Origin of the sequence: Pseudochryseolinea flava, assembly GCF_003286915.1 — a bacterium.
Lineage (GTDB): Bacteria > Bacteroidota > Bacteroidia > Cytophagales > Cyclobacteriaceae > Ohtaekwangia > Ohtaekwangia flava.
The window spans coordinates 43,598-61,668 of record NZ_QMFY01000023.1; the positions used below are offsets into that span (position 1 = coordinate 43,598).

General features: G+C 44.1%; 16 protein-coding genes. 14 read left to right on the forward strand and 2 right to left on the reverse strand.

Annotated features, from left to right (window positions below; genetic code table 11):
* Window positions 1–4: 4 nt before the first annotated feature.
* The 4 genes from DQQ10_RS25755 to ligD all read left to right on the forward strand — a co-directional run bounded on the left by DQQ10_RS25755 (window position 5) and on the right by ligD (window position 5,552).
* The gene (locus DQQ10_RS25755; RefSeq protein WP_112749830.1) at window positions 5–907 is read left to right on the forward strand and encodes a histone deacetylase family protein; all 903 of its coding nucleotides are present in this window, start codon (window positions 5–7) and stop codon (window positions 905–907) included.
* A 72-nt stretch (window positions 908–979) separates the two neighbouring features.
* Window positions 980–2,488, forward strand: coding sequence for an MFS transporter (locus tag DQQ10_RS25760; protein WP_112749831.1), 1,509 nt, complete (start codon window positions 980–982; stop codon window positions 2,486–2,488).
* A gap of 9 nt (window positions 2,489–2,497) precedes the next feature.
* Window positions 2,498–3,271 carry a DUF4184 family protein gene (locus DQQ10_RS25765; RefSeq protein ID WP_112749832.1) on the forward strand — a complete coding sequence of 258 codons (774 nt, stop codon included), beginning with the start codon at window positions 2,498–2,500 and terminating at the stop codon, window positions 3,269–3,271.
* Entirely contained in the window at window positions 3,231–5,552 is a 2,322-nt protein-coding gene (ligD, locus tag DQQ10_RS25770; RefSeq protein WP_112749833.1) for a non-homologous end-joining DNA ligase, read from the forward strand. The genes DQQ10_RS25765 and ligD overlap by 41 nt, the downstream gene beginning before the upstream one ends.
* Here ligD and DQQ10_RS25775 read toward each other — a convergent pair.
* The gene (locus DQQ10_RS25775) at window positions 5,549–6,742 is read right to left on the reverse strand and encodes a tetratricopeptide repeat protein (protein ID WP_112749834.1); all 1,194 of its coding nucleotides are present in this window, start codon (window positions 6,740–6,742) and stop codon (window positions 5,549–5,551) included. The genes ligD and DQQ10_RS25775 overlap by 4 nt on opposite strands.
* A 57-nt stretch (window positions 6,743–6,799) precedes the next feature.
* On the opposite strand from DQQ10_RS25775, the gene DQQ10_RS25780 reads away from it, so the two are divergent.
* The 4 genes from DQQ10_RS25780 to DQQ10_RS25795 all read left to right on the forward strand — a co-directional run bounded on the left by DQQ10_RS25780 (window position 6,800) and on the right by DQQ10_RS25795 (window position 10,452).
* Complete coding sequence (locus tag DQQ10_RS25780) at window positions 6,800–7,477, forward strand: TetR/AcrR family transcriptional regulator (protein WP_112749835.1); 678 nt, start codon at window positions 6,800–6,802, stop codon at window positions 7,475–7,477.
* A 3-nt stretch (window positions 7,478–7,480) separates the two neighbouring features.
* On the forward strand, window positions 7,481–8,794 hold the full coding sequence (locus DQQ10_RS25785) for an ABC1 kinase family protein (RefSeq protein WP_112749836.1): 1,314 nt from the start codon (window positions 7,481–7,483) through the stop codon (window positions 8,792–8,794).
* Window positions 8,795–8,933: 139 nt separating this feature from the next.
* On the forward strand, window positions 8,934–9,791 hold the full coding sequence (gene ku / locus DQQ10_RS25790) for a non-homologous end joining protein Ku (protein ID WP_112749837.1): 858 nt from the start codon (window positions 8,934–8,936) through the stop codon (window positions 9,789–9,791).
* A 70-nt stretch (window positions 9,792–9,861) separates the two neighbouring features.
* Window positions 9,862–10,452, forward strand: coding sequence for a tetratricopeptide repeat protein (locus DQQ10_RS25795; protein ID WP_112749838.1), 591 nt, complete (start codon window positions 9,862–9,864; stop codon window positions 10,450–10,452).
* 10 nt (window positions 10,453–10,462) lie between these two features.
* On the opposite strand, the gene DQQ10_RS25800 is transcribed toward DQQ10_RS25795, so the two are convergent.
* Window positions 10,463–10,981, reverse strand: coding sequence for a hypothetical protein (locus DQQ10_RS25800; RefSeq protein WP_112749839.1), 519 nt, complete (start codon window positions 10,979–10,981; stop codon window positions 10,463–10,465).
* 356 nt (window positions 10,982–11,337) lie between these two features.
* On the opposite strand from DQQ10_RS25800, the gene DQQ10_RS25805 reads away from it, so the two are divergent.
* From DQQ10_RS25805 to trxB, 6 genes are all read left to right on the forward strand, one after another.
* On the forward strand, window positions 11,338–11,739 hold the full coding sequence (locus tag DQQ10_RS25805) for an START-like domain-containing protein (protein ID WP_112749840.1): 402 nt from the start codon (window positions 11,338–11,340) through the stop codon (window positions 11,737–11,739).
* Between the two features lie 84 nt (window positions 11,740–11,823).
* A complete protein-coding gene (locus tag DQQ10_RS25810; protein WP_112749841.1) occupies window positions 11,824–13,632 on the forward strand; it encodes an LptF/LptG family permease in 1,809 nt (602 codons plus the stop codon).
* Between the two features lie 86 nt (window positions 13,633–13,718).
* Window positions 13,719–13,994, forward strand: coding sequence for a 30S ribosomal protein S15 (gene rpsO / locus DQQ10_RS25815; RefSeq protein ID WP_112749842.1), 276 nt, complete (start codon window positions 13,719–13,721; stop codon window positions 13,992–13,994).
* A gap of 108 nt (window positions 13,995–14,102) precedes the next feature.
* Window positions 14,103–16,247 carry a polyribonucleotide nucleotidyltransferase gene (gene pnp, locus DQQ10_RS25820; protein ID WP_112749843.1) on the forward strand — a complete coding sequence of 715 codons (2,145 nt, stop codon included), beginning with the start codon at window positions 14,103–14,105 and terminating at the stop codon, window positions 16,245–16,247.
* A gap of 73 nt (window positions 16,248–16,320) precedes the next feature.
* Entirely contained in the window at window positions 16,321–17,025 is a 705-nt protein-coding gene (locus DQQ10_RS25825) for a sigma-70 family RNA polymerase sigma factor (RefSeq protein WP_112749844.1), read from the forward strand.
* A gap of 78 nt (window positions 17,026–17,103) precedes the next feature.
* Window positions 17,104–18,054: a thioredoxin-disulfide reductase gene (gene trxB, locus DQQ10_RS25830; protein ID WP_112749845.1), complete on the forward strand. Its 951-nt coding sequence runs from the start codon at window positions 17,104–17,106 to the stop codon at window positions 18,052–18,054.
* Window positions 18,055–18,071 lie beyond the last annotated feature (17 nt).

Below are 18,071 nucleotides of genomic sequence, written 5' to 3' on the forward strand. Positions count from 1 at the left end.
TGATATGCTTAAAATCGCGTGGTGTTCCCAATACGTGCTGCCGCTTCCTATAGGCCACCGCTTTCCAATGAGCAAGTATGAGATCTTGCCGCTGCAGCTGATTCATGAAGGCACGATCAATGAAGGAAATCTGTTCACCCCGTCTTCACTTGATGAATTGTTGATACTTGCTGTTCACCATGCAACTTATTGGAACCAACTTAGCACACTCACACTTGAGCCACGGGCGGTGAGACGTACCGGCTTTCCGCTGTCACAAAAACTTGTCGATCGTGAATGCGTCATTGCGAGTGGTACCATTGCATGCGCAGATTACGCATTACAGTTCGGGATCGCCATGAATATTGCGGGGGGAACGCATCATGCATTTACCGACCATGGCGAAGGTTTTTGCTTGCTTAATGACATCGCGATCGCAGCGCAGTATCTGCTTTCGAACGCGAAGGCTAAACAAATACTGATTATTGACTTGGATGTACATCAAGGTAACGGTACGGCGGAAATTTTCAAGTATGAACCTCGTGTGTTTACGTTCAGTATGCATGGCGCCAATAATTACCCATTGAAGAAGGAGTCATCAGATCTTGATGTTGGTTTGCCTGACCATACTTCTGATGCTACCTATCTTCATACACTGGCCTTTCATCTGGACCAAACCATGACTGCCTTAAAACCAGACTTCATATTCTTTCAATCGGGCGTTGATATTTTAGATACGGATCAACTGGGTAGACTGAAAGTTTCGCGAGAAGGTTGTAAAAAACGAGATCGCATGGTGCTGCAGATGGCACGTGAAAATAAGATTCCGATCGTGGTCACAATGGGTGGAGGATACTCCAAAAACTTTATCGACATTATTGAAGCGCACGCGAATACCTTCCGTGTTGCTCAAGAGATTTATTTCTGATCAGCTATGCTGTTGTATGATGTTAGATTCTGATCTATCTTTCTAAGATAGTAACCTCTCATCACGACTAAAATGCAAGGAACTGCGCTCACAAAATCTGAAAAGAAAAACCTTTGGTTTGTTATTGCGGCATCATCTGTAGGAACGCTTATTGAATGGTACGACTTCTATATTTTCGGAAGCTTAGCAACGATTCTGTCGGAGCAATTTTTTCCAACAGATGATCCTTATGTTGGCTTTCTCTCCACTTTAGCAACTTTTGCCGCGGGGTTTGTCGTGCGCCCATTTGGGGCTATTGTTTTTGGAAGACTTGGTGACTTAGTCGGGCGGAAGTACACCTTCATGGTCACACTTGTTCTGATGGGCGGTTCAACATTTGCCATAGGACTAATCCCGGGATATCAGACAATCGGTATTCTCGCACCGATCCTGGTGTTGATTCTCCGACTTCTTCAAGGTCTTGCGCTTGGCGGTGAATATGGTGGTGCTGCAACCTATGTAGCCGAGCATGCTCCCGCTGCAGAAAGAGGATTCTATACCAGTTTCATTCAAACCACAGCAACGCTAGGGCTATTTGTTTCGATAGGTGTAATTCTACTGGTAAGGCAATCAGTCGGTGTGACAGAGTTTAGTGAGTGGGGGTGGAGAATTCCATTTATTGTTTCTGCCGTATTGGTAGCGGTGTCGGTATTTATCCGTCTTAAGATGAGTGAGTCTCCGCTCTTTTCAAAACTCAAAGCGGAAGGAAAAGTTTCTAAGAATCCAATTCGCGAAAGCTTCGGTAACAAAGAAAATTTGAAGCTCGTGTTGATCGCACTGTTTGGAGCAGCAGCAGGACAAGGTGTTGTTTGGTATACGGGGCAGTTTTACGCGATGACCTTTATCGAGAAAACGTGTATGGTTGATTTTGTGCAAACGCGCGATATCATCGCCATCGCACTCTTACTAGGTACCCCGCTTTTTATCTTTTTTGGATGGTGGTCAGATAAGGTTGGTAGAAAGTACATTATGCTTGCGGGTATGCTCATCGCTGTATTTATGTATCGGCCAGTGTATGACAAAATGTTTTCCATCGCGCAGGTGACTGGTAAAACAGAATTGGTAAATGAACGCGTTACGGAAAATTCGCCAGCGCAGGAAAAAATAACCAAAAAATTTAATGACGGCACACAACAGGTAATCACGACGACTACGAAGATCGTTGACGGTAAAGAGCAACGCGACATGAAGCAAGAAATTATACTTTCAAACGAGGCCTATTGGATCATGATTCTTCTCGTGTTCGCCCAGCTTGTTTTAGTGACGATGGTCTATGGTCCGATCGCCGCGTTTCTTGTTGAACTGTTTCCGACAAAAATCAGATATACGTCGATGTCATTGCCATACCATATTGGTAATGGGATTTTCGGAGGACTCACTCCATTTCTCGCTACGTTTCTTTTCGTCCAAAGTAAATCGGATGTCAACCCAGAAGGCGATCCACTCGCCGGACTTTGGTATCCTATTGCCATCGCAGCCATTACCTTTATTATCGGCATGATTTTCTTAACCAATAGAAGAAAAGCCGAAGTAATGGAATAATTATAGAGTATGCCTTTTACGCCAGCACATTCAGCAATCGTACTTCCTTTGCTTCGCTTGCGATGGCTTTCCGCTACTGGATTAATTATTGGAAGCATTGCTCCCGACTTTGAATATTTTTTTAAAGCCAGCGTGAGCAGTGTACATAGTCACACTTGGGGAGGGTTATTTTATTTTGATCTCCCCGTCGTGGTAGCACTCGCGTTTGTTTTTCATCTCGTCGTGAAGAAAAACTTGATCAATAATTCGCCGCGTTTTTTACAGGTGAGATTTCAAGATACGCTGCATTTTAATTTTATAAAGTATCTCAAATCAAATTGGTATTGGTTTCTCGTATCAGCACTCATTGGGGCTGCATCTCATATTTTTTGGGATAGCTTCACACATAACAGCGGGTATTTCGTTCATAGGCTTCCGTTCTATCGGTATTCTCTTCCTTGGCAAGGCGTAAAATATCCGATGTTTTATGTTTTGCAGCACGTAAGTACTTTCGTCGGACTTGCTGCCATTACGGTGTATGTCATGCTTAAGCAGCGTCAGCAAATTCAATCTGCACGAATTACAATATTGTATTGGACGTTGGTGTTGATCGTAATCGCAGCGGTGGTAATAATTCGTTTTGCCGTCGATGGTTGGAATCCACATTTGGGTAACCGCGTCGTGAGTTTTATCAGTGGACTTTGTCTTGCATTGATATTGACAGGTTTCATTAACTTTAGAAATCTAACGTTTACGAATCGGCATGGCCAAGAAGACGCAATGGGCGCAAGTAGGAAAACATAAGGTTGAACTGTCCAATCTGGATAAGACTATTTTTCCTGAAGACCATGTGATCAAAGCGGAAGTAATTAACTACTATCTCAACATTGCGCCTACGGTCTTAAATCATATCAAAGGACGTGCGCTCACATTAATCCGATTCCCAGATGGTATACATGGAGAGAGTTTCTATCAAAAAAATAAACCAGATTGGACTCCCGACTGGATCGAGTTTGTAAGTCTTGGAAAGGAAAAGAAAGACTACATCATGGCGTCGGAGCAAGCGACTCTCGTATGGTTAGCGAACTTGGCTTCCCTTGAACTGCATCAGCTCCATAGCCGGAAACCGGAATTCGATTGTCCTGATTACATGGTGTTTGATCTTGATCCACCCGAAGGATATGATTTTAAAAAAGTAATACCGATCGCTTTTGCACTGAAGACGGATATAGAAGCAAAGGGGTATACGCCGTTTGTGAAAACAACTGGCGGAAAGGGACTTCATATTTGCGTACCCATTGAACCGCGATGGGATTTCCATACTGTATTTGAAGCCGCGCAGGATATCGCGAAACCTTTTGTTGATCGAAATGCAGACGCAACAACTTTGCAAATCAAAAAAGATGCGCGTAAAGGTAGGGTGCTCATTGATATTTTCAGAATTAGGTCAGGGCAAAGTATCGTATCGCCTTACAGTTTGAGGGGTAGGATAGGTGCACCAGTATCCATGCCGTTAACGTGGGATGAACTCAAAGATGTTACCGACCCGAAAGTATTCAACATTCACTCGGCCTTAGAAAAAGTTCTCGCTGATGGTGATGCGTGGGAAGCGTTTAGTGCTTACGCAGTTGAACTTCATACACATCGAAAAACGATCACCACAAAAGCGAAGAAGTTGCCTGTTAACCCGAAACACAAGCAGCCCGAACAACTGGAGGCCTATGCGAAGAAACGCGACTTCGATGTAACACCTGAGCCGGTTGCACAATTGAAAGAAACTGTCGGCAACTCCTTTGTCGTACACCGCCATCATGCTTCACGTTTACATTACGACCTGCGCCTTGAGAAAGACGGGGTGTTAAAATCATGGGCTGTTCCCAAGGGTTTACCTCCTCAACCAGGTGTTAAACGATTGGCGGTGCAAACAGAAGATCACCCCATGCAATATCTTACCTTCGACGGAAAAATTCCCAAAGGACAATATGGCGCTGGTGAAATGTGGATCTATGCCTTGGGAAAATACACCATCACGAAAGATAAAAAGGATGGATTCTATTTTCGCCTCAGCAGCAAGGAAGTGAATGGTGAATACAGAATTCACAAGATGAAGGATAAAGAGTGGTTGCTCGAGCGCGTTGATCAGCCGCAGATCGATTACTTACACCACAACGTAGAGCCTATGCTCGCGGTTCCCGCGCAGAAACCTCCGGTTGGTGATCAATACATTTACGAAATGAAATGGGACGGTATTCGTGCACTCATCGCAGTGGAAGATGGTCAAGTACGAATTCAAACGAGAAATCATATCGACATCACTGCGCAATTTCCTGAGCTTACCAATGGTGAGCAGGCATTTCGCGCTACGAATGGTTTGTTTGATGCTGAAATTGTATGCCTTGATTCCGACGGGAAACCCGTGTTCAAGAAAGTGATAAACCGGATGTCTAGTGCAGGCCAGTCGAATATCCAGAAGCTTACCAAATCAAACCCCGCCTTTTGCTATGTGTTTGACTGCCTCTATTTAGACGGCCGAAATTTGACGAACGATCCACTCTTGAAGCGCAAAGCATTTTTAAAAGACGCGATCAAATCGGATACGTCGTATCGCGTGAGTGAAACGATAGAGGATGGACACCTTTTGTTCGAAGCAGCGCGCGAACATGGACTTGAAGGCATTATGGCCAAGGTCAAGGATAGTAAATATTTTGTGGGTAAACGCTCTGATTGTTGGCTTAAAGTAAAGGTGCGCCAGAGCAGCGACTGTGTGATCATTGGTTTTACTGAGGGTAAGGGCGAACGTCAACGAATTTTTGGTGCGTTGCAAATTGCGGAGTACGTTGATGGTAAACTTGTTTATCGCGGAAAGGTTGGTACCGGATTCGATGATGCCACAATGAAGGAAATTCTACAAGCGATGAAAGCTGTTGCTGTATTGAAAAAGCCAATCGTAACAGGGAATTTCGTCGATCCAAAAATCACAACATGGATCGAACCAACGTTGAACGTCGAGATAGCCTATGCAAAGGTAACGCCAGACCAAATGTTTAGAGAACCTGTGTTTGTCCGAATGCGTCCGGATCTTTAATTTTTCTCTTTGCAAAATTGATCTTCCATATTTTCGTCGACGGTCATGCCGTAAGCGATCGCAAGTTTTAAGTCCTCACAAGCGGCGGAGTGCTGGGAGAGGTATCGCCTTGCGATTGCCCTATTATAGTAAGCGGCGGCAAAATCAGCATGATAAACAAGTGCAACGCTATAATCTTCAATTGCATCTTGGTAACGCTCGAGTTTTAAGAGCACGTTAGCGCGGTTGATCCAACTTTTGAAATGGTCTTCTTTGATCGTTATTGCTTTTGTGTAGTCGGCGTATGCACTTTTTTCGTCGCGTAACCTTTCGTTCACTAAGCCCCGCGTAAACCAAATTTCAGGATTTTTGTCTTCCAGCGTTAATGCTTTACTAAGGTCGCGATGGGCACCTTTATAGTCATGTGTATCAAATAAGTATTTGGCGCGCTGCAAATAGGGGTGAAGTGCAGACGAATCGGCGTGAATGGCATCAGTAAACAGTGCAACAGCTCTACTGTTATCTGTATTACTGAGAAGCCCGAGATTACTTAATGCAAGGGCATGATCTGGATTTACGGCCAGGGCTTGTTTATAATTTCTACGCGCAGACGCCGTATCGCCCAGTCCATCGTACGCGAGAGCCCGATTCACAAAATAGTCGGCTTCTCCTTTTTGAACATGAATCGCCGAATCAAGCCATACTAAAGCTTCGTCGTGTCGACCGGATTGAAGGGCTATCAATCCGAGGTAATTATAGACGACGGGTTTGCTAAAACTCTGCGCCGTCATAACCTGATTCACGCCACTAACCCGAGCTTGTTGGTTAAAGTAGATTCGTTGCGTGATGCCTGACGGCGTTTTCAGAAAGAGGTGAAAATCTTCGGCCGCTTGTGCATACTTCTTTAAATGAAAACGAAGCCGGCCTCGGTTCAGCAGTGCTTCAACATGCGTTGGAATGTTTTCGAGAACAATGCTATAATCGGTTAGTGCTCCTTCAGGATCGCGAAGGCGTTCTCGTGTTTCTGCACGCATAAAATACGCATTCATAAATCCAGGATCCTCTAGTAAACAGTTGTTCAGAAGGGACAAAGCCTTCGCATATTGCCCGTCGTCAAAGGCAGCTTCAGCTTGCCCGAATAACGTATCCGGACTGCGCTGCGCAACCGCCGAGAAAGAGAACAAGGATAATATAAAAAGACAGCGGATCACGGTGTTATATTTAATAGATAACCAAACCCTTTAATGTGAAAAACTGTTTAAGTCTGCATGGAAACGGCCAAAAAATCAACGCGAAAATCCTCTGGAAAAGTTTCACAGGATAAAATTGTTAATGCCTATCTCGAATATCTGTTGTCTGAAGGAAAGCAACCGGCCACAGTATTCAAGTTCTGTCTCGACCTCGGTATCAAAGAGGAAGAATTCTACGACCACTTCGGATCGTTTGACGGGTTAGAGCAACACATTTGGAAACGTTTTGCTGATCGAACTGTCCTTCGTCTTCGCGCGGATGAGTCATTCGTTACATTTAGTACGCGCGAAAAGGTGTTAGCATTTTATTACACTCTGCTGGAAGAGTTGAAATCAAATCGAAGTCTTGTCTTGTTTAGACTTCAGCAAGTGCCTCGTTTAGAAGGACTAACGCCAACATATTTGAAGGGTTTTAAAGCAACTGTGGAGGCATTCTTTGAGTCTATTTTGTCCGAAGGAAAAGAAAACGGGGAGGTAGCCAATCGCCCTTACCTAGATAAGCGCTATCCGCAGCTGTTTGGTTTGCACCTTGGCTTCATACTTTTGTTTTGGCGTGATGACAACAGTGCAGGCTTCGAACAGACCGATGCTGCCGTCGAGAAATCTGTTAATCTTGCTTTCGACCTTATCGGAAAAAGTGCTGTTGATTCTGCGATTGATTTCGGCAAGTTTTTATATCAAACCAAAACGCGATAGTACATGAAAGATCCCATGAAAGAATTCGATCGCATTCCAGTTTCTAAAGTTCGTCGTGCGTCTAAATTCATATCGACGGGGGCGAAGATTGGTACAAACTATCTTAAGCACTATGGTAAGAAGTTGATTGATCCTGAAACGTCGCGAGAAGAGCTTCATGAGGACAACGCAAAAGATATCTACAATTCACTGAGCGAATTGAAGGGAAGCGCTTTAAAAGTAGCGCAAATGTTAAGCATGGATAAGAATCTGCTACCGTCAGCGTATCAGCAAAAATTCGCCATGGCTCAGTATAGTGCGCCTCCGTTGTCATATCCACTAGTCGTAAAAACATTTCAGAAGCATTTTGGCAAAGGTCCGGATAAAATATTTGACTCATTCACACACAAGGCGGTGAATGCGGCGTCGATGGGGCAAGTTCATCTTGCTACACTAAAGGATAAAAAATTGGCCGTGAAGATTCAATATCCTGGTGTGGGAGAAAGTGTGAGATCCGATCTAGCCATGATCAAGCCCATTGCGCTGTCGATGTTCAATCTTAATCCCGCTGAGTACGACGAATTTATTCAGGAAGTGGAAGTTAGAATGATGGAAGAAACAGATTATGCACTGGAGCTTCAACGCTCCATAACACTTTCTCAGCAATGTAAGCATATCGAGAACATTGTATTTCCAGGCTACTATACGCAGTTTTCCTCGCCACAGGTATTGACAATGGATTGGCTTGAAGGAAAGCCTTTAGGGGAATTTCTCAAGCATGAATTTACAGCGACGATTGGATCGAAACTCGGCCAGGCGATGTGGGATTTTTATCACTTTCAGATGCATAAGCTGAAGGCGGTTCATGCCGACCCGCATCCGGGCAACTTCATTATAACGAATGATAACAAGCTTGGAATTATCGATTTCGGATGTGTTAAAGTAATACCTGATGCTTTTTATACTACTTACTTTCAGTTGCTTGATGATGATATCTTGACTGATGAGAAGAAGCTAGACCGTGTATTTCGCCAACTGAGTTTTATTCACGAAAGCGACACGCCGAAAGAAAAGGCGTTTTTCAAGGGTGTCTTTAGCAGGTTAGTGGAGTTACTCGGTAGACCATTCAGAACGCAAACTTTCGACTTCTCTGACAAAGCCTATTTCGATTCCTTATACAAGTTCGGCGAAGAACTTACGAAGATGAAAGAGCTGCGCAATTCGAAGAAGGCAAGGGGAGTGCGCGATGCGGTTTACATCAATAGGACTTACTTCGGACTCTATTCCATCCTTCACGATCTTAAAGCGACAGTGAGAACTGGCGATACCCGGCAGTGAGATATCGGGTCTTGTGACGGGTAAGCGTGGTTGAAGCGCGTTCATAGCGGAGCTCAACTGGAGAAATATTTTGATTTGTAAATATTATTCACAATCAGTAGTTTAGCATACTTCATTTAATTTTTTAAACTAAGTACTTATGCGGGCTATTTGGAAAGGACATATTCAATTTTCGTTGGTGACTATCCCCGTCAGAATTTACAACGCCATTGACTCCGGTACGACCATTAGTTTTAACCTTCTTTCGAAGGAAGGGCACAACCCGGTTGCCTACGAGAAAAAAGACAAGGTAACGGGTGAAGTGTTGAAGAGCGATGATATAGTGAAAGGGTATCAGTATGAGCCCGGTCAATATGTGATCATTGAAAATGAAGACCTTGCCAAGGTGAAACTCAAAAGTGAAAAAGTAATTGAGATTCAAGGGTTTGTTGATTCAGAAGAAGTGCATCCTACGCTGTATGAATCACCGTACTATCTTGGACCGGATGGCGACGTCGCAGCCAAAACCTATGGCCTGTTGATGCATACATTAAAAGACTCTGGTAAGATCGCGGTTGGAAAAGTGGTACTGCGTGATCGTGAGACACCAGTTTTATTAAGTCCACACGAAGGCGGTATGGTCATGTATCGTTTACGATATCCCAATGAAGTAAGGAGTATTCGCGAAGTACCGCAGCTACTCGAGGTTAAGGCCGACAAAGAACAACTGAAACTTGCGAAGACGTTGGTTGATTCGATGAGCGTGAAGTTTAGTCAGATTGAAATGAAGGATCATTACTATGATGCGCTGAAAAAGATCATCGATGCGAAGGTAGAGGGTAGAGAAGTGGTGACCATCCAGGAAGAAGAGCCTAAGGTTGTTGATATTATGACAGCATTGAAGGCAAGTATTGATGCCGCGAAGAAGCCGATGGAGAAAGCAAAAGGTGAAACTGCCAAAAAAGCCAAGGCGGAAAAAGCCGAAAAGCAAACCAAAACCAGGCGCAAGGCTAGTTAAAGGCGAATTTCTATTCGTCGCTTCCGCTGTGCATGAGGTTAATCAAAGAAAGACTACCTTTGTGTAAATCATGGCGAAAGTTGTAAAATTTCATAATCCCGTTCCGGAGAAGTTTGGACCTCAGCGCGTTAGCAAGAAAAAGCCATCGACGCCGCCAAAGAATGGCCAATTGAATCTATTCGCAGGTGGTAAGATTATTAAGCTTAACCAACTCACCGCTTTCGAAGAAGCGCTCATGCTCGACGAAAATGGCGACCATGAAGGTGCAAAGAAACAATACCTGACAGCAATTCATGAGAATGATTCCGTGGCCGATGCCTATTGCAATCTCGGTATCATGGAAACACAAATCAGCAACTTTCCGAAGGCCATAGATTTCTTCACAAAAAGTCTGAAGGAAGACCCGCGTCATTTCGAAGCACACTATAACCTTGCTAACCTATATTCGGAGGTTGGAAATTTCCCATTAGCAAAATTGCACTACGAAGCGGCGATCGAAATCGAGCCGACGTTTACCAATAGTTATTTTAACCTGGCGCTTACATTGGTGATGACCAAGTCGTTCAAACAAGCCGCGCAGGTGCTAGTTCAGTACCGCCAGATGACACCAGATGAAGAACATCAGCTTACGGATGACCTAATCAGCAAACTCATGCAATAACCCATCAAGTCTACACACCTGGCAATCTCTTGATCAGTTTCGTCGCTCTGGATTTAAAGGCGGCCGTCGAATAGGGGAGTTGATCCTCCAGAATAATCTTCAATTCTCGTTGCAGTTCAGGTTTGTCGTCGATAACTCTACTGAGCACCGTCATCGCAAAACATTTTATCGCTACCGCCTCCCTTTTACTTTGTAAGAGTTCGAAGCAGATGTCGATAACCTGCGCGTGATTCCGCTTGGGTATCTCGACAAACTGCAAAACGCGCATGGTGTTGCGTTTGACGGCATCGTGAACATCATCCCTTACCATGAAGTCCAAGAGCTTTTTTAAGTGCGGTCGAATGAGTTTGGGATGCGCCTCGCCCACAATTGATATAGGCCATGATGCTCGTTGAGTAACGCGATAAGGACCAGTAAGATAAGTATCGATAAGTAATTTAAATGTTAAAGGAGATGAACTGGCATAACGCGCGATTTTATGGGCTTGTTTTGACCCGTGTTCCTTCAAAATTTCACGCGTTAAGTTCATTGGTAGGTTGTATTTGATCAATCACCGTAGTTAAATGCATATAAACTCTTTAAAATTAGCATGTTAAATCTATTCAACTACATTTGATTATTAACTAATTCTCACGGTTATTCTATGGAGATAGTTTTGGTCATATTGTCAATAGTAGCGCTTCAGTTAGGCCTTTGTGGTTTTTGCTTTTATTACAAAACGCGATCGGAATCTCAATCCACTCACCAATCATTTCATTCTGTCCTGAGGTAATATTGTCTCGCTGCCTTCTGCACTTTGAATTGCTGATGAATATATTTTGCCATTCAAAGCAAAATGCTCTATATTCATTCGTGATGTTTTAAAGGGACATGGCAATATTAAGCATGGCAAAAAAAAGGTTGTTCACTGCCGATTACGAAATACACGCATCGATAAAAATGCTGTATCCATACATTCAAAGTGCGAGTGGACTTTCGGAGTGGTTTGCCGACGATGTGCGTATCAATAACGAAAGTAAAACCTACACTTTCTATTGGGACAACGAGGAGCATAAGGCCCGCCAGGTAGCGCATCGCACCAATCATTTTGCGAGGTTCGAGTTTCTCCCTGAGAACGATAACGACGCAGCCGACCCATCATACTTTGAGCTTCGCCTTGAGTTCAATGAGTTAACCCAATCTGTGTTCATCAAGATATTTGACTATTCTGATTTCGATGACCTCAGGGAGCTTCAAGATCTTTGGGATGGTCTTATCGACGCGTTACGAAAGACAGTCGGAGGGTAGCTCTACTCCATCACCATCACGCGACCACCGATAATTATCTTTTCTTTTCCCGTCATTGGCCTTATTTTTGAGTTTGCTTTCTGAATGAAGAAGATCGATAAGTTAATCCTTGGTGCATTTCTTGGCCCGTTCTTGATCACTTTCTTGGTCGTGGTCTTTATTCTCTTGAACGTAAACATGCTCAAGTACTTTGACGACATCATTGGTAAAGGCTTAGATAGTGTGGTGCTCGGTCAACTCTTTCTTTACTTCGCGATCTTTACAATTCCTACAGCACTCCCGCTCGCGGTGCTGTTGTCATCGCTTATTTCATTCGGAAATTTGGGCGAACACTTTGAGCTTACGGCCATTAAAGCCGCGGGGATATCACTGATCCGTGCACTTCAGCCCATATTCTTTTTTGTACTCTTGCTTACTGGCCTCGCGTTCTACGCAAATAACTATTGGGTTCCAAAAGCAGCGCTTGAAGCGTATAGCCTACTATACGACATTAAGCATAAGAAGCCCGCGCTCGACCTCAGAGAGGGGGCCTTTTACAATGGTCTCGATGATATCAGTATTAAGGTTGATAAAAAATATCCCGATGGTGTTACATTGAAGAACGTGATTATCTATGATCACAGGAAGAACGACGGCAACAAGGAAGTGACCATTGCCGACTCCGGTAAAATGTATAGTATTCTGAATGACAACTATATGAAGTTGGAATTATTCAGGGGATATAACTACACGGAGGGCGCAAGTAATGAAAGGGCACTGGCAGGTCAAAAGTCTCGCAATTCAGAATCGCTTAGTAGGAGCCAATTCGCCAAGACGCAGGTGGTATTTGATCTGTCGTCTTTTCAGTTGAAAAGAACAGATAAGCAGTGGTTTCAGGGGAATCGTCAGATGCGCAATATGAATGAATTGGATTATGACATTGATTCGCTTCGAAATCAAATTCTTGCGCAACGCCTCACGCATTATTATAGTCGGTCTTCAATGTTTTCGTATTACGCACCACAGGACTCGATTCCTTTACCAGCCGATGTAAAAGCTTACAAGAAATCTCACGATTCACTCGAGACGGCGAAGTATACACAGCGAATGAATCCGCCACACTTAAGCACAACACCATCCGCGCCGGTTGATTCAAGTGCGCAGAAACTGGCCCTCGCTAAGGCGGATAGTGTGAGGGCCATAGACGCTGCGAAGAGGGCAGAACGGAAAAAGAATACGGTTGTGGGTAATATGGAAAAGTCAGATGTGTCTCAAAGAAAGTTAGCGCAGAGACGTGCTGAACAGAAGCGTAAGCGTATTGAAAGGCAGAAAAAGCAATCTTTCCAAAAGCCAACTAATGTCACACTGGCAACGACTAAAAAGCCACTGAGTGATTCTCTTATTGCATATAAACTCGATAGCATATTCCAAGCCTCCCCTGATGCCATGGCTTATCAATCAGCGGCAAATTCCGCACGCCAGCTGAAAAGTCAGATTGCAAACGCGAATGTTCAGATCGATAATTTCGAAAAAGATAGGCGTGTATTCGAAATACAATGGCATAAGATCATCGCGAGTTCGTTTGCGTGTATTGCCATGTTCCTGATTGGCGCGCCGCTGGGTGCTATTATCAAGAAGGGTGGGTTAGGGGTGCCTTTTTTGGTGTCTATTCTGTTCTTTATTATCTACTATGTTGTAACCATGCAGGGCGAAAAATTGGCTAAGCAAGGTACGATCAATGTAATCTTCGGAGTCTGGATGGCTGATTTGATCCTGTTTTTTGTGGGGCTATTCTTCCTGAAGCAAGCGCGTGCGGATGCGCGCCTCTTTGAGGCTGATTTCTACAGTGTTGTGGCCGATAAGGTAACGCGATGGATCAAGCGTAAAAAACAATCAAAAACAAGCTTGGCCTAAACTAAATTGTGGCAATGCTTGGAAAATTGCAGCATTTTGGATTACCTTTGCCCCCTGAAATAAAAGGATAAAAACATTTTTTAGAGATGTATCTTACAACGGCTATCAAACAGGAATTATTCAAGAAGCACGGTGCAGGTAAAAAAGCAACTGATTCCGGCTCTCCTGAATCGCAAATCGCTCTTTTTACACACCGCATCAATCACTTGACCGGTCACTTGAAAGAAAATAAAAAAGACTTCGCAACACAGCAAGGTCTTATGAAGCTGGTAGGTAAGCGCAAGAAGCTCCTGAACTATCTCCAGAATACGGACATCAGCCGCTACAGAGCTGTGCTCGCGGATCTGGATCTTAGAAAATAAGAAATCGACATTCCCCAAAGGGAACCCGAACAAAGGTTCCCTTTTTGCATTTTAACTACTACCTAAGAGCCCCTTCAGGATTGGCTCTTCTTTTAATTTTTTACGATTATGAAACCGACTGTAATAACCAAGACATGTAAGCTACCAGATGGCCGCGAAATTACCCTAGAGACTGGAAAACTAGCCCGTCAAGCTGATGGCTCTGTTGTGTTGAGGATGGGTAACACAATGCTCCTTGCCACGGTAGTGTCTGCGCAAGATGCCAAAGAAGGCACTGACTTCCTCCCGCTATCTGTCGATTACCAAGAAAAATTCGCGTCAACAGGTAAAGTGCCTGGTGGCTTTTTGAAACGTGAAAGCAAACTTTCTGACTACGAAGTGTTGATTAGCCGTTTGGTAGACCGTGCCATTCGCCCGTTGTTTCCGGACGACTATCATGCCGACACGCAAGTAATGATTTATCTCATCTCCGGTGATGAAAATGCTCTCCCTGATGGGTTGGCTGCCTTCGCGGCTTCTGCTGCGCTTTCTGTTTCAGATATTCCTTTTGGAGGACCGATCTCAGAAGTACGTGTGGCAAGAATCGATGGTAAGTTTGTGATCAATCCAACGATGAAGCAGAAAGAGTCTGCCGATATCGATTTGATCGTAGCCGCATCTATCGAAAACATCTTGATGGTTGAAGGCGAAATGAAGGAAGTGAGCGAGCAAGATATGCTTGAAGCTTTGAAAATAGCGCACGAAGCCATTATCGAACAATGCAAAGTTCAGATCGAATTTTCAAAAGAAGCTGGCAAGACTGAGAAGAGAACCTATAGCCACGAGAATAAAGACGAAGCGCTCAAAAAAGAACTCTTCGATAAATATTATCCGCAGGTGTATGGCGCAGCACGTCAATTGCTCACAAACAAAAAGGAGCGTTCTTCGGCGCTCGGCAAAGCCCTTGACGAATACCTCGAGTCATTGCCTGAGGATACAACCGTGGATAAGGTTCTTGTTAAGAAATACTACAAAGATATTTTGAAGAAGGCATGTCGAGACCTCGCACTTAACGAAGGTCTTCGCCTCGACGGTCGTAAAACACGTGAGATCAGACAGATTTGGTCTGAGGTGGATTATCTTCCATCAACGCACGGTTCTGCAATCTTTACACGCGGTGAGACGCAGTCTTTGACAACCGTTACACTTGGAACCAAGCTCGACGAGCAGATGATCGACGGCGCAATGATTTCAGGTTCTAGCAAGTTTATCCTTCATTATAACTTCCCAGGCTTCTCAACAGGTGAGGTAAAACCTAACCGTGGTCCGGGTAGAAGAGAAGTAGGTCACGGTAACCTTGCGTTCCGTGCGCTGAAGCAAGTGCTTCCTGCTGACGAGAAAAATCCATACACAATCCGTGTCGTTTCTGATATCTTAGAATCCAATGGTTCATCATCGATGGCAACTGTTTGTGCAGGATCACTTGCGCTGATGGATGCTGGTGTTCCTGTTAGTGGACCTGTTTCAGGTATCGCGATGGGTATGATCTCTGATAGCAGCACAGGTAAATATGCAATTCTTTCTGACATCCTTGGCGATGAAGATCATCTCGGCGATATGGACTTTAAAGTTACCGGAACTGAGAAGGGGATCACGGCATGTCAGATGGACTTGAAAGTAGATGGTCTTACATACGCTGTGTTAGAAGAGGCATTGCTTCAAGCGAAAGAAGGAAGACTTCATATTTTGAACGAAATGAAGAAGACCTTATCGCAATCTAGAAACGATCTTAAACCTCACGCGCCACGTGCTGAAACTGTCATCATTGAGAAAGACATGATCGGTGCGGTAATCGGCCCAGGTGGTAAAGTGGTTCAAGATATCCAGAATACAACGGGTGCAACGGTAGTTATCGAAGAGGTAAACAACAAAGGCGTTGTGAACGTATTCGCGAGTAGCAAAGAGATCATGGATGCAGCACTTCGCCGCATCAAGAATATCGTTGCCGTACCAGAAGTTGGTGAAGTATATGAAGGTAAGGTGAAGTCAATTATGCCATTTGGTGCATTTGTTGAATTCATGCCAGGGAAAGATGGTTTGCTTCACATCTCTGAAATTAAGTGGGAACGCCTCGAAACGATGGAAGGTGTGCTTGAAGTAGGCGAAGAAGTGAAAGTTAAACTTATTGAAGTAGATAAAAAGACTGGTAAATTCCGCTTGTCTAGAAAGGTGTTGATTCCACGTCCACCTAAGCCGGAAACTACTCAAGCTTGATCATTGTTAAGGTAACGAGGTGAATGGAACTATCTGTTCACCTCGTAACGTTACCTTAACGAATGTTCCAAGGATGAGACCGTTAAAGATCAGTAAACAGATCACGAATCGCGAAAGCCAATCGCTTGACAAGGGGCTTCAAGAAATTGAAAAAGTCGATCTCCTTGCGCCTGAGCAAGAAGTTCACCTGGCGAAACGAATAAGAGAAGGCGATCAAGTAGCGCTCGAAAAACTAACAAAAGCAAATCTGCATTTTGTTGTCTCAGTTTCTAAACAATATCAAAACCAAGGATTAACGCTTGGTGACAATGAAGGTAATCCGGGCCTCATTAAGGCTGCACAGCGGTTTGATGAAACACGCGGTTTTAAGTTGTTCATCTCCTTTACGGTATTGTGGATTCGGCACTTAACTACGGCCGAAGTGTTAGATACCATGAAGATCTCCGTTCGACACGTCTCCATGGATGCCCCCTTTATCCAAGGTGAGGAAAATAGTTTGCTCGATATTCTTACGAACGATAGTGAAGAAATACCTGATTCACTGCCGGGAGACTCCCTGAGAGTCGAGGTGAAACGTGCATTGTCGACGTTGACAAAGCGGGAAGGAGATGTGGTCGTGCGCTATTTTGGTCTACATGGTGAACACGCGCTTCCCTTAGAAGAAATTGGCGAAAAATTCAAATTAACACGCGAACGTGTTAGGCAAATCAAAGAAAAGGCAATCAGAAGATTACGGCATACATCAAGAAGAAAAGCTTTGAAACTCGACTTAGGATAGAATATGATTTTTTAGATATTTTTAGGGTCTCGTCTGCGAGGCCTTTTATTACTCCCTTACGTCAACGCTAATAGAAACATGGCAAAAGAAGAAGTTAAAGTTTTGATTATCGGTTCCGGTCCGGCCGGATACACAGCAGCTATTTATGCAGCCCGTGCAGGACTGAAACCTGTACTCTACACCGGTGGACAACCAGGAGGACAACTCACCATCACCAACGATGTGGAGAACTTCCCTGGATATCCGAATGGTATTAATGGACCAGAGATGATGGTCGACCTTCAGAAACAAGCAGAACGTTTCGGTACGCAAGTTCGATACGGCATGGTAACGTCTGTTGATTTTAGTGGTTATCCGCATTCGGTTATCGTAGATGAGAAAGATGAAATCATCGCACATACGGTAATCATTGCCACTGGTGCAACGGCTAAGTATTTGGGAATTCCCTCTGAAGAAACATTTGCCAATCGTGGTGTCTCTGCCTGTGCAGTATGCGACGGTTATTTCTATCGTGGTAAGGATGTTGCTGTAGTAGGTGCTGGCGACTCAGCTGCTGAGGAGGCTACATACCTTGCAAACATGTGTACGAAAGTTCACCTCATCGTGCGTCGTAACGAAATGCGCGCTTCCAAGATCATGCAGAAGCGTGTGCTCAATACGCCGAACATTGTTATCCATTGGGATACTGAAACAGAAGAGATCATTGGTAATGATCATGGTGTAATGGGTGTGAAGCTTGTCAATAATAAAACAGGTTTGAAGTCAGAAATTGCAATAGAAGGATTCTTCTTGGCGATTGGACATAAACCCAACACAGACATTTTCAAAAACTATATCGAAGTAGACGAAACGGGATACATTAAAGTTATTCCTGGATCGACGAAAACAAATGTAGAAGGCGTTTTTGCAGTGGGCGATGCCGCTGATAAAGTGTATCGTCAAGCAATTACCGCGGCTGGCACTGGTTGCATGGGTGCACTGGATGCCGAAAAATTCTTGGTTGCAAAAGAGATGGAGATCGTTCATTAATTGATCGATGAGAAGTA

Excerpts from the sequence above, each read along its gene's own strand:
- DQQ10_RS25765 (WP_112749832.1), top strand. The coding sequence starts at position 2,498 with ATGCCTTTTACGCCAGCACATTCAGCAATCGTACTTCCTTTGCTTCGC.
- DQQ10_RS25780 (WP_112749835.1), top strand. The coding sequence starts at position 6,800 with ATGGAAACGGCCAAAAAATCAACGCGAAAATCCTCTGGAAAAGTTTCA.
- DQQ10_RS25795 (WP_112749838.1), top strand. The coding sequence starts at position 9,862 with ATGGCGAAAGTTGTAAAATTTCATAATCCCGTTCCGGAGAAGTTTGGA.
- pnp (WP_112749843.1), top strand. The coding sequence starts at position 14,103 with ATGAAACCGACTGTAATAACCAAGACATGTAAGCTACCAGATGGCCGC.
- ku (WP_112749837.1), top strand. The coding sequence starts at position 8,934 with ATGCGGGCTATTTGGAAAGGACATATTCAATTTTCGTTGGTGACTATC.
- trxB (WP_112749845.1), top strand. The coding sequence starts at position 17,104 with ATGGCAAAAGAAGAAGTTAAAGTTTTGATTATCGGTTCCGGTCCGGCC.
- DQQ10_RS25825 (WP_112749844.1), top strand. The coding sequence starts at position 16,321 with ATGAGACCGTTAAAGATCAGTAAACAGATCACGAATCGCGAAAGCCAA.
- DQQ10_RS25810 (WP_112749841.1), top strand. The coding sequence starts at position 11,824 with ATGAAGAAGATCGATAAGTTAATCCTTGGTGCATTTCTTGGCCCGTTC.
- DQQ10_RS25785 (WP_112749836.1), top strand. The coding sequence starts at position 7,481 with ATGAAAGATCCCATGAAAGAATTCGATCGCATTCCAGTTTCTAAAGTT.
- DQQ10_RS25800 (WP_112749839.1), bottom strand. The coding sequence starts at position 10,981 with ATGAACTTAACGCGTGAAATTTTGAAGGAACACGGGTCAAAACAAGCC.
- DQQ10_RS25805 (WP_112749840.1), top strand. The coding sequence starts at position 11,338 with ATGGCAAAAAAAAGGTTGTTCACTGCCGATTACGAAATACACGCATCG.
- rpsO (WP_112749842.1), top strand. The coding sequence starts at position 13,719 with ATGTATCTTACAACGGCTATCAAACAGGAATTATTCAAGAAGCACGGT.
- DQQ10_RS25760 (WP_112749831.1), top strand. The coding sequence starts at position 980 with ATGCAAGGAACTGCGCTCACAAAATCTGAAAAGAAAAACCTTTGGTTT.
- ligD (WP_112749833.1), top strand. The coding sequence starts at position 3,231 with ATGGCCAAGAAGACGCAATGGGCGCAAGTAGGAAAACATAAGGTTGAA.
- DQQ10_RS25755 (WP_112749830.1), top strand. The coding sequence starts at position 5 with ATGCTTAAAATCGCGTGGTGTTCCCAATACGTGCTGCCGCTTCCTATA.